At 40.4% G+C, this 22,942-nt stretch carries 15 protein-coding genes; 10 read left to right on the top strand and 5 right to left on the bottom strand.

Annotated elements, in window-relative coordinates; translation table 11 throughout:
• Position 1: 1 nt before the first annotated feature.
• From RCH20_RS09790 to RCH20_RS09780, 3 genes are all read left to right on the top strand, one after another.
• On the top strand, positions 2-796 hold the full coding sequence (locus RCH20_RS09790) for an SDR family NAD(P)-dependent oxidoreductase (protein ID WP_327193465.1): 795 nt from the start codon (positions 2-4) through the stop codon (positions 794-796).
• A gap of 225 nt (positions 797-1,021) precedes the next feature.
• The gene (locus tag RCH20_RS09785) at positions 1,022-1,783 is read left to right on the top strand and encodes an SDR family oxidoreductase (RefSeq protein ID WP_327193464.1); all 762 of its coding nucleotides are present in this window, start codon (positions 1,022-1,024) and stop codon (positions 1,781-1,783) included.
• A 656-nt stretch (positions 1,784-2,439) separates the two neighbouring features.
• Entirely contained in the window at positions 2,440-2,823 is a 384-nt protein-coding gene (locus tag RCH20_RS09780; RefSeq protein WP_209956947.1) for a DUF1971 domain-containing protein, read from the top strand.
• Positions 2,824-2,856: 33 nt separating this feature from the next.
• Here RCH20_RS09780 and RCH20_RS09775 read toward each other — a convergent pair whose 3' ends face one another.
• From RCH20_RS09775 to RCH20_RS09765, 3 genes are all read right to left on the bottom strand, one after another.
• Positions 2,857-4,044 carry a sugar transporter gene (locus RCH20_RS09775; protein WP_327193463.1) on the bottom strand — a complete coding sequence of 396 codons (1,188 nt, stop codon included), beginning with the start codon at positions 4,042-4,044 and terminating at the stop codon, positions 2,857-2,859.
• A 442-nt stretch (positions 4,045-4,486) separates the two neighbouring features.
• On the bottom strand, positions 4,487-7,267 hold the full coding sequence (ppc, locus tag RCH20_RS09770; RefSeq protein ID WP_327193462.1) for a phosphoenolpyruvate carboxylase: 2,781 nt from the start codon (positions 7,265-7,267) through the stop codon (positions 4,487-4,489).
• 560 nt (positions 7,268-7,827) lie between these two features.
• Complete coding sequence (locus RCH20_RS09765) at positions 7,828-8,544, bottom strand: 3'-5' exonuclease (protein WP_327193461.1); 717 nt, start codon at positions 8,542-8,544, stop codon at positions 7,828-7,830.
• A gap of 240 nt (positions 8,545-8,784) precedes the next feature.
• On the opposite strand from RCH20_RS09765, the gene RCH20_RS09760 reads away from it, so the two are divergent.
• The 3 genes from RCH20_RS09760 to RCH20_RS09750 all read left to right on the top strand — a co-directional run bounded on the left by RCH20_RS09760 (position 8,785) and on the right by RCH20_RS09750 (position 11,544).
• Positions 8,785-9,777: a DUF1852 domain-containing protein gene (locus RCH20_RS09760; RefSeq protein ID WP_209956952.1), complete on the top strand. Its 993-nt coding sequence runs from the start codon at positions 8,785-8,787 to the stop codon at positions 9,775-9,777.
• Positions 9,778-9,831: 54 nt separating this feature from the next.
• Positions 9,832-10,890, top strand: a complete 1,059-nt coding sequence (locus RCH20_RS09755; protein WP_327193460.1) for a methionine synthase — start codon at positions 9,832-9,834, stop codon at positions 10,888-10,890.
• 150 nt (positions 10,891-11,040) lie between these two features.
• Positions 11,041-11,544, top strand: coding sequence for a flavin reductase (locus tag RCH20_RS09750; RefSeq protein ID WP_209959052.1), 504 nt, complete (start codon positions 11,041-11,043; stop codon positions 11,542-11,544).
• A 491-nt stretch (positions 11,545-12,035) separates the two neighbouring features.
• On the opposite strand, the gene RCH20_RS09745 is transcribed toward RCH20_RS09750, so the two are convergent.
• Positions 12,036-13,115 carry an alpha/beta fold hydrolase gene (locus RCH20_RS09745; protein ID WP_327193459.1) on the bottom strand — a complete coding sequence of 360 codons (1,080 nt, stop codon included), beginning with the start codon at positions 13,113-13,115 and terminating at the stop codon, positions 12,036-12,038.
• An 884-nt stretch (positions 13,116-13,999) separates the two neighbouring features.
• Between RCH20_RS09745 and zorA the strand changes: the two genes are divergently transcribed.
• Genes zorA through RCH20_RS09725 form a run of 4 tightly spaced genes read left to right on the top strand, consistent with a single transcriptional unit; the run spans position 14,000 to position 21,441 of the window.
• The gene (zorA, locus tag RCH20_RS09740) at positions 14,000-16,066 is read left to right on the top strand and encodes an anti-phage ZorAB system protein ZorA (RefSeq protein WP_327193458.1); all 2,067 of its coding nucleotides are present in this window, start codon (positions 14,000-14,002) and stop codon (positions 16,064-16,066) included.
• An 18-nt stretch (positions 16,067-16,084) separates the two neighbouring features.
• Positions 16,085-16,816 (top strand): type I Zorya anti-phage system protein ZorB1, encoded by a 732-nt coding sequence (zorB1, locus tag RCH20_RS09735; protein WP_327193457.1) that lies wholly within the window; start codon positions 16,085-16,087, stop codon positions 16,814-16,816.
• Between the two features lie 5 nt (positions 16,817-16,821).
• Positions 16,822-18,195 carry an EH signature domain-containing protein gene (locus RCH20_RS09730; RefSeq protein WP_327193456.1) on the top strand — a complete coding sequence of 458 codons (1,374 nt, stop codon included), beginning with the start codon at positions 16,822-16,824 and terminating at the stop codon, positions 18,193-18,195.
• An 18-nt stretch (positions 18,196-18,213) separates the two neighbouring features.
• The gene (locus RCH20_RS09725; protein ID WP_327193455.1) at positions 18,214-21,441 is read left to right on the top strand and encodes a DEAD/DEAH box helicase; all 3,228 of its coding nucleotides are present in this window, start codon (positions 18,214-18,216) and stop codon (positions 21,439-21,441) included.
• A 443-nt stretch (positions 21,442-21,884) separates the two neighbouring features.
• On the opposite strand, the gene RCH20_RS09720 is transcribed toward RCH20_RS09725, so the two are convergent.
• Complete coding sequence (locus tag RCH20_RS09720; protein WP_327193454.1) at positions 21,885-22,748, bottom strand: leucine-rich repeat domain-containing protein; 864 nt, start codon at positions 22,746-22,748, stop codon at positions 21,885-21,887.
• Positions 22,749-22,942: the final 194 nt, after the last annotated feature.

Genomic DNA, 22,942 nt, shown 5'->3' with positions numbered 1-22,942 from the left:
TATGACACTGACCACAAATGAACTGGCATCAGCGGTTGCTAGTAATGTAGCCGGTAAACGGATTTTAATCACTGGTGGTGCTTCAGGAATTGGTGCGGCAAGTGCACTTTTACTAGCGAGTCGTGGTGCTAAGCTAGTGATTGGCGATTTGGCTGAAGAGTCGGGTAGGGCTGTCGCACAACAAGCGCAGGATGCTGGCCATACGGTCGTGTTTAAAAAGGTGGATGTAACCAGCGCTGATGAAGTACGCGCTCTGTTTGCCTTTGCTATGCAAGCGCTGGGTGGCCTTGATGTGGTGGTGAACAATGCCGGTATCGATCACAAGCCTGCACCCATGCATGAACTCAGCGACGATGACTTTGACCGTAATATCGCTGTTAATTTAAAAGGCGTCTGGCATTGTATGCGAGCAGCTATTACTTGTATGGCACCTAATGGTGGCGGGCATGTGATCAATGTTGCTTCTATCGCAGGCTTGCGTTCAGCACCCTTGCTTTCCGCTTATAGCGCTGCTAAGCACGGGGTCATGGGACTTACCAAATCTGCCGCTCATGAATATGCCCGGGTTAATATTCGCTTTAATGCGGTATGTCCAAGCTTTATTGATACGCCGATGGTACGCAATACTATGGCTAATATGGATGAGCGCGCTCAGCAATCGCTTATAAAAGCCAGTCCGCTGCGCCGTTTAGGGACTGTGGATGAGGTTTCAGGCGCGATTGCATGGCTGGCTAGTGACGAGAGCAGCTTTATGAATGGTCAGGCCTTTACTCTTGACGGTGGTATGTTGGCTTGATAGTCAAATAACGGCTAAATCATTAGGGCGTTAGCCTTGCTTGATGTACCTGCTGGCATAGAGCTACTGTCTACGCTTGGCTGCCTGGTAATCAACAGCTTCTTAATCCATTGGCAGTTTTTTGACTGTCACTTATCTATGTATCGATTTTATGTATTGATGATAGAAAGTGATTCATTAACTTTAACAGTAAAGAATTAGCGCTCAAAAATATAAGGAATAACTATGACAGATCTATTTGATTTAACGGGTAAAATTGCTTTAGTCACTGGCGCCAGTCGCGGTATTGGGGAATCTATTGCACGCTTGCTGGCATCAAGAGGCGCTCATGTTATTGTCTCTAGCCGTAAGATAGATGCTTGCCAAGCAGTTGCTGACAGCATCGTAGCTGACGGAGACAAAGCCAGTGCATTCCCTTGTCATGTGGGAGAAATGGAGCAAATAACCACCATCTTCGAGCACATCAAAAATGAATTTGGTCAAATTGATATTTTGGTGAACAACGCAGCGGCCAATCCTTACTTTGGTCATATATTGGATACGGACTTAGCCGCTTTCCAAAAGACAGTAGATGTCAATATACGCGGTTATTTCTTTATGTCGACTGCTGCTGGCAAGATGATGCGCGAGCAGGGCGGTGGGGTCATATTGAACACCGCTTCCGTGAATGGCGTGGTCGCTGGCAATATGCAAGGTATCTACTCAATCACCAAAGCTGCGGTCATTAGTATGACCAAGTCGTTTGCCAAGGAATGTGGCCCCTTAAACATTCGGGTCAATGCCTTACTGCCAGGACTAACGGACACTAAGTTTGCCTCTACGCTAACTAAAAATGACCAAATACTCAATATTGCGCTTAAATCAATTCCGTTAGGGCGTGTTGCGCAACCTGATGAAATGGCAGGTACGGTCTTGTACTTGGTATCTGATGCGTCAAGTTATACCACTGGTGCCTGTGTGATTGTTGATGGTGGTATGCTGGCCTAGCTAATTAGCTTAGATTAGACAAAGTGAACCAACTACGAATCTATTACGGCGTTAGAATGGCTTAATATACGATAAGTGCCGTTGACACTAGTCTTCTTGGTAGACGCTTTATAGTTGTTTGACCATATCTAAAAAATAGAGTTATCTTAAAAAAGCCGCATAGTCTATTAAAACTATGCGGCTTTTTTGATGACTGATACTGTATCAAACAGACGTGGTAAATGGATCCGAAGGGCTGGCTAGACCTCTCATTTGCTATATGTCGTTAAAATACCTTAAAAACGCGACGGTACTGCGGGTATAAGCTTTTTGCAGCCTCTGTCTGCGTAGGCACAGCAAGCAAGAAAAACTTATACCAGCAGAGTAGGTTATGTATCGATATTACGTTTCATTGACTATAAATTATCAAGCTAATCATCCAAACTAATCATCCAAACTAATCATCCAAACTAATCATCCAAACTAATCATCCAAACTAATCATCCAAGCTAATTGTAATGGATTTTACTACAATGGTTGTTAAGATGTAATTGATAGATAGGGGTCATTCAGGCATTATTATCAAGGCGTGTCATTAAAATATCTATTTTGCTAGGTGACGCTGTTAGTTTAAAACCAGACCACAATAAACGAACCCTATCAACCGAGGAGTTATCATGAGCCCTTTGATCATCCCGAGCCATTGGAAAATAAAACGTTCGACTCACTTTTTTACCAAAGATAAAGTTCCCAAAGCCTTACTCACTCATCACAACACTGCCGAAGGCGTATTCGGTCAAATTTGCGTCATGCAAGGTACTGTTACCTTCTATGGATTCGCTAATGAGGCCGCCACTGATCCTGAGAAAACCATAGTCATTCAAGCAGGACAGTTTGCCGTCAGCCCGCCTGAATATTGGCATCGTGTCGAATTAAGTGACGATGCTCAATTTAACATTAACTTCTGGACTGAAGGTGATACTGGCAATAAATCGATGTTCAATAGCTCTAGTATTCATACTAAACCGATTGAAACATTATTCGATAAACCAAATGAGTAATAATCAATCACTACGAGCCTGTGTTCTGAACGCTTAGCGTAATGCAGGAAAGCGTTGGATCATAAATATTATAAGTAGCAGTGCCATACTAGCGACAGCAGCACCGATGAACCCTACGCTCGACAGCGAGATATGAGTGACAGCATAGCCTCCAAGCAGGGCACCGGTGCCAATACCTAAGTTAATAACGCCAGAGAACATCGACATCACCACGTCTTGAGCCTTATCATCGATCATAATGACTTTGGCTTGGGTGCAGATTACCAGCAGCATGAGCGCAGTGCCCCAGAGTAAGGTAATCACACTCAGCGACCATATTGATTTGACCGCTAACAATAGGGTGACCATAGACAGCAACATTAGTATCGTGGATACCAGCATCAACTTGGTATTGGATTTATCACCCCAACGGCTGAATATCACACTGCCAATCAGTCCAGCACCGCCGAATAGCAGTAATATAAAAGTGGTCAAGTTTTCACTGATTGAGCCGACCTGACGCATATATGGTTCGATATAAGAGTAGGCAGCGTAGTGGGCAGTAAAGACCACAAAGCAGAACAAATATAGACAGACCAACAATGGGTTTTTGAGTAGTTCTGGTACTTTTTTGGCAGACCCTTCAAACATACTGGGTAAGGTTGGCAACAGCTTGGCTTGTAGAACAAACACCACAAAGGCAATCACCCCAATACCACCAAACGTGGTTCGCCAGCCAAACCATTGACCAACCAATCGGCCTATAGGAACCCCCAGCACCATCGCCAATGAGGTACCCGTAGCAAGGACACTAAGTGCTAGCGCCTTTTTACCTTCAGGGGCCACCCGCAATATTATCGCCGCCGTAATTGACCAAAATATTGCATGTGATAAAGCAATCCCGACCCGACTGACCAGTAATACCTGAAAGCTCCAGGCAAAAACCGACAGTACATGGCTGGCAATAAACACCACGAAAACTGCCAGTAGCAGCCGCTTGCGCTCTAATTTACCGGTCAGCAGCATCAGCGGTAATGACATGGCAGCGACGATCCAAGCGTAAAGCGTCAGCATCCAACCAGTCTCTGCCGTGGTAATAGAAAAGTCTTGAGCAATATCACTCAACAACGCCACAGGGACAAATTCTGTCGTATTCACCACGAACGCACTGATACCCATTAAGATTACTCTAAAATACTGAGTCCGCAGAGAGTCTGTGCCCGCCTCGAGGTTGTGTTTCATAAAATTCAACAAAAAAAGGTGCTGATACCGCACGGTTGGCCCAAAATGGGGATGAAGATTTAGGGTTATGACGACTGAGTCGTACAACAATAGGGATAATATGAGGATGGCGTGGCCAAATACCAAGCCAATAGCTGCCGTTAAAAGAGGGTTACTAGGTATTTTGCTGATAGCAAAACCAAGTGTTCACTATATAGAGTACCCTATAAATAGATAGTTTCTTGTGCAGTTGGGGAAAGTGAAAGTAAGTTAGGCAACAGTCACGTTTCAATCACAGTGTTGTTTTTAGGCTTATTCTATAACAGGAGTGATATTAACAATAATTTATTCTCTTCTCACATAAAACGGGGCTAATATTATCAGAACTGCTTAGTAGCAGCTCGATAACATCAACCCAGTATTGGTTTACTATGTTTACTCAATAAGCACGTCGCTTTAGCCATTAACCCGTATTGCGCAGACCTGCTGCCAAGGCATTGATACTACGGATTAATGGATCTTCAACGTCAAGATCACCATGCTTATCATCGCCTGTCATATCTTGTTGTCTGGCACGTTTTAATAGCTCGATTTGTATATAGTTAATCGGGTCTAAATAAGCATCTCGCCATTGTAGGGAAGCAGCAAGATTTTGCTGGCTAGACAATAAAGACTGCTGATTAAGCAAAGAGTTTAAGCCTGAATAAGTCAGTTGGTGCTCATCGGTTACCGCTGTCATAATCTGGTCGCGTAACGTCTCATCATCACACAATTGGCTATAGGCATGAGCAATACTCATCTCAGATTTGGTAAAGGCCATTTCGATGTTGCTGATAAACACACTGAAAAACGGCCAGCAGTCATTCATTTCCTTCATCAATTCTTCGTCTTCTTTAACACTATGTAAAGCACTACCGACACCATACCAAGCAGGCAGGGTGAAGCGGGCTAACGACCAGCCAAATACCCAAGGAATCGCCCGTAAGGTGGATTTGCTTGGTAAGCCTTTTTTACGATGCGCTGGGCGTGAACCAATATTTAATAAAGAGATTTCTGCCACTGGGGTCGCTTGTGAATAGAACTTATAAAACCCTTCGGTATGGTCAGTAAGTTCGCGATAGCGATGCTCACCGGCATCAGCTAAACGAGCAAACAGCGCTTCATAACTTGGCAGCTCAGGTGGTTGTATCACAAATCTTGAGGAGCAGGCTTTAAGGGTGCCGGTGATGCCCATAGTGAGCTCAAACACAGCGGTATCAGTATTGGCATATTTGGCATAAAGCACTTCGCCTTGTTCGGTCACTTTAATCTGTCCGTGCAAGGTACCCGCTGGTTGCGCCGCGATTGCTTTATGGGTTGACCCGCCACCCCGACTCACTGATCCACCACGGCCATGAAACAAGCGGGTTTTGATACCGTATTGCTCAGCGATATGATTGATAGTCTGCTGTGCACTATAAAGCTGCCATGCAGAGGTAATAATACCGCCATCTTTGGATGAATCTGAATAACCCAGCATGATTTCTTGCGTATTATCCGAGTGTTGTAGCAGGCCGCGATAAAGTGGGTTGTCCAAAACAGCAGGTAAGATCTTGTCGATATTTTTAAGGTCTTCAATGGTTTCAAACAAGGGTGCTACGGGCAAGTCAGCAGACAATTGACCTTGATCATTAATTTTACATAAACCTGCAAAGCGCATTAATAGCAATACTTCTAATATTTGACTGGCGTTATTGGTCATCGAAATAACATAACTACCAAAAGTATCTTGCCCAACCAGTTTACGCAAGGTCGCTACCGAGTTCATCAAGGCCAACTGTTCACGGGTTTTATCGGTTAAGTTGTCGGTATAAATGAGTGGTGTACCGGGCTTTTCAAGCAAGCGCGTGAGCCATTCTCGGCGCTCTATTTCATTAAGCGTTTGATAATCTGGTAAATTAGAAGCGCTGGCAAAAATATCGGCAATGACGTCACCATGATAAGACGACTCTTGGCGAATATCGAGCGCGGCCAAATGAAAGCCACAGGTTTTTACCAGACGAATCGTATCCAGCAATAAGCCTTCTGCATGTGCCGTGTCATGAGTATTCACACTTTGACGGATAATGCGTAAGTCTGCTAACAACGCTTGTGGGTTGGGATAAGCATCTGTTTTAGCCTCGCTATCATTACCCTTGCTCTGAATAAAATTATTAGTAGCTTTGACTTTATTTAGGATTAAAGAAAGTAATCGACGATAAGGCTCATTGCCATAGTCATTGAGATTGTAATTAAATACCCGCTGATCGAGCTCATCATAACTCTTAATTTTTGCATATACTTCGGGTGCGACATCAACCGTCGTATCGCTATGAATAAGCTGGCGACGCAACTTTTTGAGCAGTACTTGATAATGACGTAGCACAGTATCAGCATGCATTAATACGGCAAGTTCTGTGGTCTCAAAAGTCACAAATGGATTGCCATCTCTATCGCCACCTATCCAAGAGCCAAAACTCATAAATGCCGGTAAGGGATAATCTATTAACTCGGGGTAAATCTCGACAATAGCATCTTTAATATTACGATAGACCTTCGGAATGGCATCAAATAAACTGGCGTTAAAATAGTGCAGACCATTATTTATCTCATCATAGACTATAGGTTTACGGGTCCGTACTTCATCAGAGGACCATAATAAATCAATCGTTTGCGCGGTTTGTTCTTTGGCTTGCTCATAAGAGAAACTGTTTTCTGAAAGGTTATTTAAGGCATCATTATGAATAAATAGACTCTGTAAGATATTCATGGTCGTACGGCGGCGCGCTTCAGTGGGATGTGCGGTAAATACCGGCGTAAATTTTAACTGATCAATAAGCTCTTGCATTTGAACCGGCTCAATTTTACGTTCACGACACTCAAGTAGCGTACGACGAAACGATCCCTCCCAACTCTGTTCTGTTTGCATACTTAGGACACGGCGCTGATCACGTAAGTAATTTTCTTCACTTAAATTTGCGAGGAAAAAATAAATAGAAAAGCTGCGTATAACATTCTTTAATGCTTGATTGTCTAAAGAGGCTATGAAGTCGATGAGTTGCTGCTTATGGGCTTCATTAGGCTCACGGCGTTGTTGAATAAAACCTTTGCGCAGTTTTTCAATCGTATGTACCGTTTGTTCACCAGACTGGCGAGAAATCGCTTCGCCTAGGAATGACCCTAATAAGCTGATGCGTTCACGTAATACGTCGTTATCTATAGCCATCCTTGAGCTCCTGATTAACTTAACTGAAAAGTAGTCGTGCCAATTTAGAATAGTATATCTAAAATTATTTGCAACAAAATTTTGGCGGTCTTAAAAAAAGCACAATTTTAATTCTTTTATTTGATTATTTACTAGAGCCTGTTAAACATACAATATTATGGCAAGCTCTTATTTGTAACCGCTATGACTTGAATATCAACACTGGTAGAAATAAGCATGATGATAATTTATCTTATCATGGACTCATGAGAGGATATTAGCTTATTATTAAATACAATGATAAAGGTGCTGATAGGGTGGAGTATAGGTTGTTAAGAAACCATCAAAAATTTATAGCTTCAAGAAGCCATTAAAAAACAATCGAAAAACTATCAGGCTTATAATCCGGAGTCGATGTATTATAATAATCCTAATTGGTTAGGCCGAGCGGCCCCACTTAAATAAATAGTCTCTGATGTAGTTGGAGCAGTTCAAATAGTCATTCCGATCCGCTAAGTTACTTCTACAATATACCTAAGCCAGTATCATGTGTTTTAGTGATAAAGACTGCACAAGTGTATTTACACCGACTCTAATACTTGCTGGCAAGCTTGAGCTAAATAAGGATCAACACTCTCCTGTTTGAGCAACCATTTAAGATAGCCTGCGCCATCAGAATTGGTCGCTAGATCTGCAATAGCGACACCCTTATGTTTACCAAAACTCAAATGTGTAGGTATGCGTGCCATTTGGCTAAATTCATATAAGCTATCTACATCAGTTATGGCATGACCTTGACTATTGGCCAAGTCAATCAAACTACCAAGCACCAGCTGAGTGAAGTAAATATCAGCGATAGCTGTATGCGCATTCCTTGCTTGATTACGCGCGACATCTCGGTGGAAGTAATAGAGTAGAGCGACTAACTTATGGCTATCAAGTGTCGGCAGAAGATGGGTAGCCATTGCAAAAGTGCATATCAACTTAGGTGTGTGAGTCACGCCAGCATTTTTTAGGACCTGCACATCAAAATCAATGTTGTGGCCAACTAAATACTCAACACTACTGGGTAATTTAAAATCTGTATGAGGGGGCGCATCCGCAATATCCTCATCACATATATGCGATGTTGCCATAGACCCTAAAGTAATTTCTTTAAGCGGATTAAAACGCTTAGCTCTCGGATCCTGCAAGACAGCTACCTTGCCACCGTTTATCGCAACAATAGAGTAGGCCGCTTCCGTCATGTGCGGTTCAATTAGTCCTGTCGTTTCTGTGTCCAGTATATAAGTACTCATAATTAGCCTTGGTCGCTTTGACTTGTTATAGGTTTTGGTTTGTTATAGGTTTAATGGTTTATTAAGTAAGTCGTCAAAATTGCCGCTATCCAATCTGCTTTCACATCATAAAATTACTAACATGAATTTTATTCATCTTTAATTTAAGTTAAGTCGTTTTTATTCATGTATTGGTTCAGGTATGATTTATCACATACAGAAATTTGGTTTTATCTCGGATAATTAGGGTAGCAGATCACCATGAGTAAAGAATTTACCTGTTCAATTAAGCGCATTCGTTTTGATGAAAACTATCATCCTGCAGACAGCACACGTCTTACGACTAACTTTGCAAATTTGGCTCGTGGCGAACACCGTCAAGAAAACTTACGCAAAACCTTAAGAATGATAAATAATCGTTTTAACGCGTTGGCGCATTGGGACAACCCGACAGCAGACCGTTATTCTGTCGAAGTGGACATCATTTCTGCAGGTATGGACATTGAAGGCAATGGTAATACGTTCCCGGTAATTGAGACGTTGAAAACAACGATTGTTGACCATAAATATAATACCCGTATTGACGGTATGATTGGCAACAGTTTCTCGTCTTATGTGCGCGATTATGACTTTAGCATATTACTATCAGAACATAGCAATAAAAACTTAGCATCACCAACGCCAGAGCATTTTGGTGATTTACATGGTAAATTGTTTCAATACTTATTGAACTCAGACGCATACAAAGCCAACTTTAATAAAAAACCAGTGATTTGTATCAGTGTTTCAACCAGTAAAACCTATCATCGTACCACCAATCAACATCCTATCTTAGGGGTTGAATACAAACAAGATGACTATTCGTTAACCGATGACTATTTCCACAAAATGGGCTTAACCGTTCGTTACTTCATGGCCGCAAATAGTGCTGCGCCTTTAGCGTTTTATTTTGCGGGCGATTTGCTGAGTGATTACACTGATCTTGAGCTGATCAGTGCTATTAGTACTATGGAAACTTTCCAAAAAATCTATCGCCCTGAAATTTACAATGCCAATTCTACAGCAGGTCAAGTGTATCAACCCAGCTTGAAGTACCAAGATTATTCACTGACTCAAATTGTGTATGATCGTGCCGAGCGCGGTCAGATGGCGGTGACTCAAGGTAAATTTACTGAAGAACAGTTTATCAAGCCCTACCAAGCCATTCTTGAGGAATGGGCTGCAAACTACACTGTCAAAAAACACGCCGCCTAACTGTCCTCAATATAAAAATAAAACATAAAACCAAAATATAAAAGATGAATCAACATGACAACATTATTACCGACACCATTACTGAAACCAACATTATTACCGACATCAACTGCTGGCAGCTTACCGAAACCTTCTTGGCTGGCAGAGCCGGAGACCATTTGGTCACCTTGGAGATTAGAAGGCGAGCAATTGATTGAAGGCAAACAAGATGCTCTACGCTTGTCATTGCAGGAACAAGTGCATGCAGGGCTTGATATTGTTAGTGATGGCGAGCAGACCCGTCAGCATTTTGTGACCACCTTTATTGAACATCTTGATGGTGTAGATTTTGAGAAACGCAAGACCGTAAAAATTCGCGACCGCTATGATGCGAGTGTGCCGTCAGTGGTTGGTGCGGTGAGCCGTCAAAAGCCTGTGTTTGTTGAAGATGCTACCTTTTTACGTCAGCAAACCAAACAGCCTATCAAATGGGCACTGCCAGGCCCGATGACGATGATTGATACGCTATATGATGGTCATTATAAAAGCCGTGAAAAATTGGCTTGGGAATTTGCTATCATACTCAATCAAGAAGCGAGAGAACTAGAAGCGGCTGGTGTTAATATTATCCAATTCGATGAACCGGCCTTTAATGTGTTCTTTGATGACGTGAACGACTGGGGTATTGCCACTTTAGAGCGTGCCATCGAAGGTCTAAAATGTGAAACGGCGGTCCATATTTGCTACGGCTATGGCATCAAGGCCAACACCGATTGGAAAAAGTCACTGGGTTCAGAGTGGCGCCAATATGAAAAAGCGTTTCCTAAACTGCAACAATCTAAGATTGATATCATCTCACTCGAATGTCAAAACTCACGGGTGCCCATGGATTTGCTTGAATTGATTCGCGGTAAAAAAGTAATGGTCGGTGCCATTGATGTGGCAACCAATGATATCGAGACCCCTGAAGAAGTGGCAAATACACTACGCAAAGCACTGCAATTCGTTGATGCTGACAAGCTCTATCCTTCGACCAACTGTGGCATGGCACCTTTGTCTCGTCAAGTTGCACGTGGTAAGCTGAATGCTTTAAGTGCAGGCGCCCAAATCGTTCGTAAAGAATTGACTGCCTAGCACTTATCAATGCACTTACCGATCTCAAGAGATGTGACCGGTTACTGCGTTCGGTTTGATTGAACACATTTGATTAGACCATCAAGTCGCCCTAGCTTCATCTAGAAACAAACGATAATCAAATTTAGGATTGCAGCAATGATTAAAGATATGATTGAAGCAACTGACTTTAGAAATGCAATGTCTTTGTTAACGACCGCGGTCAATGTGGTCACCACACAAGGCACCTCTGGTGCTCATGGGTTTACGGCATCTGCGGTCTGCAGCGTCACAGACACACCGCCAACCTTGCTGGTCTGTATGAATCATACAGCTCGATCACATGCCCACTTTATCGACAATAAAATTTTAAGTGTCAATGTGCTAGGCGCACAGCATGAACCTATATCCAATGCATTTGCATCGAAATTAGATTCAGAAGAGCGTTTTAAACACGGATCTTGGACTGAATTAGCAACAGGCGCTCCTGTTCTAGAAGATGCGTTGGTGAGTTTTGATTGTGAGATTGAACACGTTCAGGAAGTTGGCACGCATAGTATTTTTATGTGTCGTGTTGTCGCCATCAAGCATTCTGAACAGCAGGGCGGACAAGAGGACAGTCTGGTTTATTTTAACCGTGCTTATCATCAAGTGGGTCAAGGGCAATTTGCTTAAGTTATGAGAAGCGTTAAAAAATTGTACTGCTAGAAAATTATAAATTTTCTCTTGCACTAGGATAAAGGTCTCCCAGATCTTTATTTTTTCCCAGCTCATAACTTTGCAAGGGAAATTCTTTAAATAGAATTTCCGTATACTATGACACTTACCAAGTTCTAACGTTTAACTAAAAACTTGATTAAAAACCCAGCCCACGCCAATAAAATCAGACTATGCGTTAAGTATCCCGTGGAACTAATCATTTCCTTAATATATGTTGCATACTTAACCGTATCCCCGAACAACTAGATTGTATTATCCATGATTATAAAAATGCTGAAGACCTTGCTGAAGGCATTAATGATAACCAAGACCTTCAAAATTCTGTAAGGTTTCATAATAGACCGATTACAGAGAAGAAAAGCTAGACGCATACGATCATTTGATAAAAACTTAAAAAGCCAGACAATAGAAATATTATCTGGCTTTAGCTGATAAGACATTTTCTTTTATACTTTTATACTCAGTAGTTCAGCTAGATGTTGATCCAATTCATTAAGGTAGCTTTGATCAAAGCCAAATAAGCCTAAATGTCCAGTGACAGTATGCAACTCTCTTAATTCACTATTTGGAGTCAATGCTTGCTCAGCTGCACAATCCGCTGTTGGGAAAAACATATCATGGTCTATCGGCATTACGAAGGTTTTTGCGGTAATACGACCCAGTGCTGCTTTAAGATCACCATCAGTATTCCGAGCAACATCACCACGTTGCCACTTCCAAGCCATTGTCAAAAGAGCATTGGGATCCATCATTCGAAATATAGTACGCAAAAACCCTTCTTGAAATTCTTCAAAAGAATTATAACCTTGTCCCTCAATTAGAGGTTGAATGCTACGCCAATATTCTGTTTTCCAGAAGTCAGTCGAAAGACCCATCACTGCCCAAAGGTCAGCGTGACGCTCTAGCCCATCCGATACTTCAGTATGTGAGCTATACTCACCATCAGCAAAACCAGGGTCGCTAGTAATAGCATCCATCAATGTCTGCGCAAAAATGAAGTCGTGTGGCGTATTTTGAGCAGTACTAGCAATAGGGGCTGCCCTCAGTACCCGCTCAGGGAATCGAACAGCCCATTCCCAAGTTTGCTGTGCCCCCATTGAACCACCAACAACTAACGCTAGCTTATCAATATCAAAAACTTCTCGTAGTAGTTTTTCCTGCGCACGAACGTCGTCACTGATACGCACTTTTGGAAAGCGAGACATAGCAATAAGCTTATCTTGAGTGTTGTGAGGCGACGTTGAGAGACCGTTACCGATTTGGTTGACCACGATAATAAAGTACTTTTCTGGATCTAAAGCACAGCCATGACCAATATAAGCCTGCTCCCAAACACTGTGCGTCCCAGCGAACCAGGTTGGAATGAGAATAGCATTGCTTTTATCCACGTTCAAAGACCCGTAAGTTGCAACTGCAAGCTCTAGATCGGGAATAACAGTTCCTTCCTCAAGCTCGAATGGTCCTATCGAGTATAAGTCATACCTTCCTTGTACTTCCTGCGTATAAAACGGATTGTCTAATAGCATTATGTCCCTCTCCTTTTTTGATCGATTTCCCTATCATTTTTCAGACTTTTACAGCCTGACTGGACTACTAATACTATCATTAAGAATTAGAACCACCTAATCTGGTACTCTAGGTTTTGTTTAACTTTATCAAAGTTGAGTCTACGTTTTGCTCAGCATGGCTCAAAGGTTGGCAGTGCTGAGCCGCTAAAAAAAGTAAATTTGTTTGATACCATGATATACATGGATAGCATGAACGATATTTGAAAAATATATCGCCAGTAAAACTACCGTTTCTTAGGTTTCGTGAACTAGGCTTTAACGGTAGTAATCATTTCTAGTCATAATAGATATTATGGTTAGCGCCCTGATAAAGGCTTCGTGAGTAATCAAGACACCTCTGAACGAGTAAGTCAGTGGGCATATCAGATGGCAATTGAAAATAACGACCTTGTCTGGACGCCGCCCAAACAACTAAAAGTAATCAGTAAACTAACAACCCCCAAAACATTAATCTTATGACGGTCATTAATAACAGGCTTAATTATTATCAAATCAATGCCAATGAATATGCTAAGGCTACTTCTTTTTGATAGGATTCAAGTCAGGACTGTAAGGTAGTGAGCTTTGATAAATACTCTTGAAGATGGTCTATTTCATTATATCTATCATAGCTACGAACTCTCAAAACTGTCTATTATTTCCTAGGTATTAGCTGTCAATCATTTGTTTATGTTACTATTCTCTCTTTGTAAGTTACAGATTGTAATTATGGATATGGACTGCTGTCATAGATATTTTTCGATGTAAATATTTACCATGGGATTGAGCTAACTCTAATCTGGATATAGCAGGTCGAATAGTAAAACTTTCAATCTTTTCTTTGATGCATATAGGTGGTATTGATGGATTTGTTAGGTTTAGCGCAACTTTCGCAAAAGTTCTTTGTTTTGCCATTATCAATGCTTATTTTTGTTTTGGTTATCGGTATTATATTTTGGTGGTTTTATACAAGACCAGCTAAATCACTGAGTAATAAGCTGTCACAATTAGTTAATGATATCGACAAGCTTAATGAAGGATCTAATGTTGATAAAGACTCGTTGGACGCCAATTTTGTAGATAACCCTTCTTTAGAGCAAGCTTGGAAAAACTATAAAAAGACCTTTCATGATATTTATGAAACGGAAGATGGTGAAGCTAATATAGTTCATTCTCGGGCAACGGTACCAAGTGATGTATTTTTCACGGAATCCATCATTGTGGATATTCCATTAAAAGTAGATTTTTATAAGCATTTGCCAGGTCTGATTACTGGTATTGGTATTATTGCGACTTTCGCAGGTCTATTGATGGGATTATGGGCGTTCGACCCTGCGGGTGACCCTGATAAGGTTCAAGACAGTCTGGCTTTGTTACTAACAGGGGTTGCAGAAGCCTTTATGGCATCTGCGTTGGCTATCACCACCGCAATGCTGATTACTTGGCGTGAAAAGTCATGGCTTAGACAGTGTTATGCGCAATTACAACGTTTAAATACCGCCATTGATAATGCCTTTACTGCCGATGACAGTGGTGAGGAATACTTAGCCAAATTACTCAAATCATCGCAAGCCAATGAGGCTAATGCTCGACAGCTTAAAGATAGTCTGGTTAATGATTTAAAAACCATGATGACTAACTTGATTGAAGAGAATAAAAGAAATCAAGCTGCTTTTGCTTCACAACTCAGTGAGTCTTATGCTCAAGTAGGCGCATCAACGGCAACTCAGATTGGTGAATCTATTAAAAGCACATTACAAGAGCCTTTAGATAAAATCGCCTCAAGCGTGCAGCAGGTCAGCGGTGATCAAGGTTCGGCTGTGCAAGAGCTTATGACTGATGTGCTAACTGCATTCATGAGTAAGCTGGAAACGACGTTTGGCGGTCAAATGACAGGTATGAGTGAGATGATGACTCAGTCTGTCACTGCAATGCGTGAGATGCAGTCAGGTTTCTCCCAATTAATTACTGATATGCAAACCAACAGTGAAGTCTCAACTAAAACGTTAGAGACCCAAATGGCGGCAATGATGGAGGACATTCATCAAAAGCAAAATGAGATGTCTACCCAAATGAACGAAATGGTAGAGAATCTATCTGCGGGTTCGGCTAAAATTGGTGATCAAGGGTTATATGCTGTTGAGCAGTTAAACAGTAAGGTTTCAGAGCTTGTATCAGGTTTAGGTACTTCAATGTCAGACCTGCTATCAAATGTCGCAGAGCAACGTATCGAGCAGGATCGCCAAATATCAGATAATCAACAAAAATTGCATGAGCAGTCCTCTGTATTGATTGATAACTTAGGCAGTGAAATTAAAGAGTTGATTGTTCATAGTCAAAATGCGGTTCAGAGTCATAAAGAAAATATCCAAAAACTATCTCAAGTGACTACTGATAGCATCACTGGTATGAATAGTGGTGCGGAAAAAATGCGTATAGCTTCTGAACAGTTTACGACGGCTGGCAGCTCACTAATCACAGTGACTGGTAAAACCTCAGAGCTCATTGCACAGGTTAATACGACGTCAACCAATATGACCAGTGCCAGCAGTAACCTTATTGAGTTAATAAGAGATTATAAGAACTCTCAAAACAGCGTTAATCTTGCAATTGAAACACTAGAAAGTCTCATTCAGCAGTCAAAGTCTGAAGCTAGCATGAGTAGTCAAATGCTTAATGATATGAAGAATATGACGACAGCTCTAAACCAAGTCAAGATGGAAATGCAAGAATATTTAGCAGAGGTTAGTGATGTTCTAGTGAAGAGTTTTGATAGCTTTGGTACTTCCGTTGAAAGTAGTCTAAATCATTCGTTAGTGTCTTTTGACAACACACTTGATCAAGCCGTTAAACGCCTTGCAACCGGTGTTGAGGGTCTAGGAAATGTGGTTGAAGACCTTGAAGACCTTACGCAAAAAAATAGACGCTAATTCGGGAGTGTATCGATAATGATTGGTAATAGGTACGCTAAGAAGCCTCGTTCAAAGGATGAGGGTGAAAAGCCTTTTTGGATCTCATTTGCTGACTTAATGACAGCTCTCATGACACTGTTTTTAGTCGTGATGGCAGTATCATTAATGGTGGTTACTAAGAAAATTAACGAAGCAACACAAGCGGAGAAAGAGCGGAGTTCAGAGGTCTTAGATATTTGTACTAGTATTAAAGACGACCCTACTTTAAAGAATCAGCTCATCACCGTAGACTGTAAAGAGAACCGTATAAATTTTGGTGAAGCAGGCCGTTTTGGGTACAATGATTACCGCTTAAATTCAGAGGGTATAAAGGCTTTAAGTGCTTTGGTCCCTGTTGTCTTGGAAGCTGCCAATAGTGAAAACGGCAAAAAATGGTTTAAACAGATTGTGATTGAGGGCTTTACAGATACCGATGGATCATATTTATATAACTTGAATTTGAGTCTACGCCGTTCGGAGTGGGTGATGTGTAGCTTATTGGATCCTACATTCAATCAAGAAATTACCTTAACTGACGCGCAAAAAAATCAAATCAAACAGCTATTTTTGGCTGGTGGCGTCTCATTCAATGCGGCAAAAGACAGTAAAGAAGCTTCACGTCGTGTAGAACTAAGGATGCAGTTTTATGGTTTAAAAGAAAAAGATAATGCTGAGGCGCAGCCGATTTTCGTCTCTGCCCCTATTGAAACCTGTCAGCTGGCAAGGTGAATGTGATGAGTATCGCTATTTTAAAGCAAAGGTTAAATCAGAGTGTCGATAATTTCTCTGAGCCTGCCCAAATACATAATAAATTTGTCAAACCGAACAAGTTAATTAAGACATTAGAGCTCATTGAACGTAAGTTTGATGATATGGAGAGTATTCAGCCTATCGAAGAAAAAATTGTTAACTCAATTTTAAAATTAGAAAAGCAGGGTAAAGACTATCTCACAAAACGCGATTGGAAGAACCTAGCTTGGTCACTCAGTAAGAAGTTGCTAAGTTATGAGGACAAAATACTGTTCACTTTCAAAGGTAGCGAGCTCATTGAACAATTTAATAAAATGGATCCTGAGCTGCTAAAGGTTGTTTATTTCCCTCTACTTTATAGTTATTTTGCAGTAGAACAAGATGAGATAAATAAACGGCCCAACAACTGGGTTCAGCTCAGAAACATCTTAAGTACTAATCGCTCTACGTTATTTCAAGCCACTCTCAGGCCTAAAAAATGGCTTACCACGTTAACTGATCATCCTGAAGTGCTCTCGCTAGATCCTTCCAAAAGATTTATTCGTGACTTTTTACACAATAGCGATGACAGCAGAGTGAGTAGTCAGTTAGAAAGCTTAAGCATTGCCCCTAATAGCTGGTTTTGGGATAGCTTGGTAAGCTCATCTATCAAGTCAGTCAAGACAATGAAGGAAGATGACTACTTTAAGGTGATACCGCGTTTCTTACTTCTCCTCGAAAAGAATCCAATTTATACTACAGCTATTTTAACGGCTTTACTTGAACGTTATGCTTCTACTTCAAAACGCACACTTGTGCACGAAGCTTTAAAGAGTGTTTGTTTGACGCAATGGGGTAACCCGCAATACGACTCATCAGCAGGTTGGCGGAATGTCGGTTCAGATACTAGAAAAATGGTGGTTCAGTGGTTTGTAAGAGCAGATTTAGAAAGCTTTTTTACCGTTTTTAGTGGTGGCGCCGATATTCGAAGATTTAATTACTGGATGAGGTTTCTTAAGCAAGTAACGCTCTCAGAAATATTCTTAAATGATCAGGCAATGCTTTATCCAACAGCACAACAAGCAGAGTTTAAAAAAAATAATTTGGGAAGGTTTAAAAGGATTGCTGGTAAAAGCAATGCTGCAAATGCCTTTATGATTAAAATAGGTGGGTTTTATATAGTAGAGTTCTCTGAAATGAATAATGCAACTTATTTTTATCGCCAAATACCATATTCTTCATTTCAGGAAAAAACACATAAGGTTGATATTACCAGTTTGAAATCGACTTCCCGAGCTGAGTTTTACTTGTCTCATCAGAGTGTTTGGGAAAAGTCTTTCGATCGAAGATTACAAGGTTTAGGAATATTTCCAGATTAAAATTATAGAGTATCTTTAATGAAACTAGCATTTTGGAAGAAAAATAAGAGTACTGAGCCTTCGAGTACTGAAAATTCAGTAGAGGGTATTGATCCTTTACCGCTGCAATATGATGACATGGGCTTAAAGCACTGCTATACAGCTGTGGCTAAAACTGATGCAGATTTCTATTGGGAGAGTTTATCTGATGAGGAGGTTGCCTATCAGTCAGATGATGACTATATCTTACCATGGGAAGAGCTTTTTCAGATTAAACAAGATCCTGATCACAGTGATGTCATTAATTTACTTAACTTACCGTTATCAAATAATTTATACCCAGTCATCCGTAGTGAAAATAGTATAAGTGATTCTGATTTTCAAATTATTTTGGATGGTTGGTGTGATAAAAATAAGGTTAAGTTTAAAGGCTCAGTCAAACGAACAGGCGCAATCATTAGTCTTGCTAGTAAAGACTATTTATTGAATGAAAGCGCTTGGAAGTTATTAGAGAAAATTAAAGAGTTCTCTCGTATTACGGATAAAGATAAATCAACAAATCAAAAATATTGGGCGCAAATACGTGGTTTAGCAAATAAAAGTGAAGCGAACTTAGATGAGTTCCTACGTAAAACAATCGTACTGGCCCCAGATGAGCTCCAACTTAATCTTCGTAAAAACTTAGTTAGTTCAGAGTCAGTGGTAGAGGTGCAGCCTGATTTTAAAGACTCGCCCTCAAATTGGCTACAAACTTTTGATAAGTATAATGAAGTGCAAGATGAATATACAATCAGCTTACCAGAAGGTGGTTTGGCACACGTTATCATCGAGCCGCAAGTTAAAAGTGTACTAAATGAAATTAAGAAGATGCCAAATCGTCGGATAACTGGTGAGCGTGCACAGACTTTTTTACATAATCCTTTTGCTCAGTTAGGGGAGGATGCGATAGAGGTTATATCTCCAGAGGGCTTCGAGCAATCAAAAGAAGAGGCAGAAATCTATAGCTACCGTTTGCTAGTAGATAAAGCCTATGATGAAGCATCGCATTTTAGTTCCGCTCAGTTAACGTTGCATGAAAACTCAAGTAGAGCACAAGACCCTGTTCTTTTAGAGCTTTCAAATCTAGCGCAAGCCCAACACTTTATTGCTACTTATGAGCGATCATCACCTGTGTTCCTATGGGCAGGTTACAGTATAGATAGAACCAACTACTTAGAAAATCAAGTAGAAGAGCTGAAAAGTGATCTAGAAAAAATTCAACAGTATGATGATGAGTTGCAAGCTAAAACAGTGCTAGATTTAAGCAACTACAGCGATAGAGTGATAGGGATTGGTGAAGCTGAAAAACTGAGCTCTGAAGCAATTCAAAAAGATAGTGGTGAATCCGAATGGTTACCACAGAATCTTATAGATGAGTCAGCCGACTTATCTCAATTTACTTCTGATAATAATGATGCCACTACTGAACTACTTGAGCAACGTATCCAGCATGCAGAGGCAGAAGGGGAGAGCTTTGTTCTACATCCGGACAGCAACGCCTCTATTCCATTAGATGATGCAAAAAAATTACTTGATGAACTGCGTGATTCAAAGAGTGGAGACTCAGCTGAAAACGACGTAGAGCAAGAGCAGCCAGAAGCTGATGAAACAAAGAAAAAATCTACCTTATTGATTGCTAATAATATCGATGAGGCAGACTTTACTAAAAAGCGATCTGAGACTCTGACTTTCGATGAAAGTAATCGCCCTCAGGCCAGGTTGCCATCAAGTTTTAGAAGCCAAGAATTTAGTCTAAAAAAGCATCAAGAGTACGGTATCGCTTGGCTACAAAACCTATATCAGTATGCGCCAATTCAGATAAGCGGCTGCTTGTTAGCGGATGATATGGGATTAGGGAAAACTTTGCAGTTACTTTGTTTTATTGGTGAATACTTAGAAACTACAGAAGATAAAAAGCCTGCATTAGTCGTAGCGCCAGTTTCTTTATTGGAGAACTGGGAGGCTGAAATCAATAGGTTTTTTAGCGCAAAATTTGGCAAGGTTCTAAGCTTGTATGGAGATAACTTAAAACAGCGAAAAATACCGAAGCACTTAATATCTTCTCAATTAAGAAATGATTATGGAATAACGAATCTACTTGAAGAAAATTGGTTAGGTGGTGCAGATATCGTATTGACTACTTATGAAACAATGCGAGACCTTGAGTTTTCTTTAGGAAGGGTAGATTGGAGTGTGATGATATGCGATGAAGCACAAAAAATAAAGGTGCCCACTGCAATGGTTACTAAAGCTGCTAAAGCTCAAAAAGCAGACTTTAAAATCGCTTGTACAGGCACGCCTGTAGAAAACTCACTTGTTGATCTATGGTGCTTATTTGATTTCATTCAAGAAAATCTAATGGGTTCGCTTAGTGAATTTAATAAAGAGTATCGACGTCCTATTGAAAAGAAAGACGATGAAGACAATGCGATAATAGATTACCTTCGTCAATTGATTGAGCCACAAGTATTAAGACGTATGAAGCATGATGTCGCTGAGTTGCCAGCAAAACACGAAATTAATGATTGTAAAAATATTAAAATATCAACGTTGCAACGCACACTATATAAACAAGTATCAAATGATTATAGAAGTTTATCTGAGCAAGGCCACAAAGGCGTTATGTTAAAAGCACTACATGATATGCGAATGATTTGTGCTCATCCCCTGAATTTGCAAGAACAAGCGACTATTAAAGATTCACCTAAAGCCGAATGGTTAATAAAGACTTTAGAGAGTATAAAACAAAAAGATGAGAAGGTTATCATTTTTACTGAGTTCAGGGCTATTCAAGTGTTCTTAAAACGCCTTCTCCTTGAGCGATTTGGATTAAACGTTACTACAGTAAACGGGGATTCCAACACTAACAGTAGAGTAGGCTTAACTCGACAAGGTATTATTGATAAGTTCCAAGAAATGGATGGTTTCAACGTGATTATATTATCTACGGTGGCAGTGGGCTTTGGGGTGAATATCCAAAAAGCGAATCATGTGATTCATTATACACGTAGTTGGAACCCAGCTAAGGAAGACCAAGCAACTGATAGAGCCTATCGAATTGGGCAAGATAAAGAGGTTTTTGTTTATTACCCATCTATTGCAGCAGATGATTTTGATACTTTTGAGATTAAATTGGACAAGCTATTATCAAGCAAACGTAGTTTAGCTGATGATATGTTAAAACCAGAAGTGGATCTTAAACAAGAGTTGATTCAGTCGATTTATTAAGTAGGTTTTTCAAAAATAAAGCCTCTAAAATCTGTGTATCGATATGTTTATAAGTCAACAGCTCCGCATTGGAAAGACCAAGGTTTAGAAAAAATCGTTCTGTGCTGCATCCAATGTTTATTTCTCTCTTTTAGAGTAGTTTATAACAGAACTATTAGAGCTACGTTAGAGGCTCAGTATTAACTACATAGTTAGGTTTATACTGTTGTGGCATCATTAAATTGGACTGTGTTTAAGAGAAGATATTTGATAAATAGAAAAGCCAGACAACTTAAGCTATCTGACTTTTTTGACGGTTAATACTAATTTGTTTTCTTTATCTGTCCGTCACAAAGTGTACTCACATATTGCGCATAACCAACCATCTTTTGCGCACATATAAGAGATAGCTGCCAATACTTTAAGCGGATAAGCATAACCGCAGTATTCACATACAGCATTATCTAAGTCGCCTTACCACCAACACTATCCAAAAATTGATTGACAGTTTCTGATGCACCCGATGGAAGATTCTCATTAACATCGAGTTGTTCCAATGCTTTCAGGTTGGTAATGTTATTGGGCAAACTTTGCAGACCATTTTGATAGAGTACAAGGCTTTTTAATCGATTTAGATTGCCTATAGAACTTGGCAGGGTTTTGAAATCAGAAGCACGTACTTCTAATTTTGTAAGGTTTGTTAAATTTCCGATACTATCAGGCAAAGCCTTCAAATCTTCATTAGCATACAGCTCAATGCTTCTGAGCTTGCTTAGACTACCAATAGAGTATGGTAAGTGTTGAACCTGCGTTCCCCTCATATCAAAACTGGTAAGCGATGATAGATTGCCGAGTTCATCAGGAAATCTCTTTAAGCTTTTTGAAAAGATATTGAGCGATTTAAGATTTTTTAGTTTACATAGTACCTTTGGGAATTCAGTGAAAGCGCACTTCATATAAACTAGCGTCTCTAGGTTATCTAGTTGAGCAATTTCCTTTGGTAGCTCGTTAAAACCTCTTAATCTCAGGTATTTTAGGTTTTTTAAATTGCCGATAGCAGTTGGTAACGGCTCAGTGGACTCACTTTCGCTTTGTAATACTGATTTATTATCAATATAGCTATAACTAGTAGATTTTCCATACCCTAAATCAAGTCTTTCGAGCAGACGTAATGCTTCAGGGTCACGAGGAACAGTGCTGTCAAGGCTACCATACATATTATGGTTATCCATCCAGTCCCATATCTCCGTCATCCAGTCTTCAACGCCCGTATCTTGATTACGAGTAGTGTTGTCATCTTGGTTGGTTTTATCGCTATATGCTGTCATAAGGTTACCTTTTAATAATCGTTAAATGAGGTGAATACATTCAAATTCTTAGCTGGTGTTATTGCTATACGTCAAACTTAAGAGTCGTTGGGCACAGTAATAAAACCAAGGTAAGCCATATTCTTAGTGTAGCTTGGACTATCAGTGACTGAGACTGATAAAGATTTATTAAGCTTACTGGAGGAGTTTTTGAA

The sequence above is a fragment of the Psychrobacter sp. PL15 genome (genome assembly GCF_035984995.1).
In the GTDB taxonomy this organism is placed as follows: domain Bacteria; phylum Pseudomonadota; class Gammaproteobacteria; order Pseudomonadales; family Moraxellaceae; genus Psychrobacter.
The sequence above is the reverse complement of the archived record's forward strand: the minus strand, read 5'-3'. Positions and strand labels throughout refer to the sequence as shown.

Bases quoted from the DNA above. Each gene is read 5' to 3' on its own strand.
- RCH20_RS09790 (WP_327193465.1), top strand. From the start codon at position 2: ATGACACTGACCACAAATGAACTGGCATCAGCGGTTGCTAGTAATGTA.
- RCH20_RS09785 (WP_327193464.1), top strand. From the start codon at position 1,022: ATGACAGATCTATTTGATTTAACGGGTAAAATTGCTTTAGTCACTGGC.
- RCH20_RS09780 (WP_209956947.1), top strand. From the start codon at position 2,440: ATGAGCCCTTTGATCATCCCGAGCCATTGGAAAATAAAACGTTCGACT.
- RCH20_RS09775 (WP_327193463.1), bottom strand. From the start codon at position 4,044: ATGAAACACAACCTCGAGGCGGGCACAGACTCTCTGCGGACTCAGTAT.
- ppc (WP_327193462.1), bottom strand. From the start codon at position 7,267: ATGGCTATAGATAACGACGTATTACGTGAACGCATCAGCTTATTAGGG.
- RCH20_RS09765 (WP_327193461.1), bottom strand. From the start codon at position 8,544: ATGAGTACTTATATACTGGACACAGAAACGACAGGACTAATTGAACCG.
- RCH20_RS09760 (WP_209956952.1), top strand. From the start codon at position 8,785: ATGAGTAAAGAATTTACCTGTTCAATTAAGCGCATTCGTTTTGATGAA.
- RCH20_RS09755 (WP_327193460.1), top strand. From the start codon at position 9,832: ATGACAACATTATTACCGACACCATTACTGAAACCAACATTATTACCG.
- RCH20_RS09750 (WP_209959052.1), top strand. From the start codon at position 11,041: ATGATTGAAGCAACTGACTTTAGAAATGCAATGTCTTTGTTAACGACC.
- RCH20_RS09745 (WP_327193459.1), bottom strand. From the start codon at position 13,115: ATGCTATTAGACAATCCGTTTTATACGCAGGAAGTACAAGGAAGGTAT.
- zorA (WP_327193458.1), top strand. From the start codon at position 14,000: ATGGATTTGTTAGGTTTAGCGCAACTTTCGCAAAAGTTCTTTGTTTTG.
- zorB1 (WP_327193457.1), top strand. From the start codon at position 16,085: ATGATTGGTAATAGGTACGCTAAGAAGCCTCGTTCAAAGGATGAGGGT.
- RCH20_RS09730 (WP_327193456.1), top strand. From the start codon at position 16,822: ATGAGTATCGCTATTTTAAAGCAAAGGTTAAATCAGAGTGTCGATAAT.
- RCH20_RS09725 (WP_327193455.1), top strand. From the start codon at position 18,214: ATGAAACTAGCATTTTGGAAGAAAAATAAGAGTACTGAGCCTTCGAGT.
- RCH20_RS09720 (WP_327193454.1), bottom strand. From the start codon at position 22,748: ATGACAGCATATAGCGATAAAACCAACCAAGATGACAACACTACTCGT.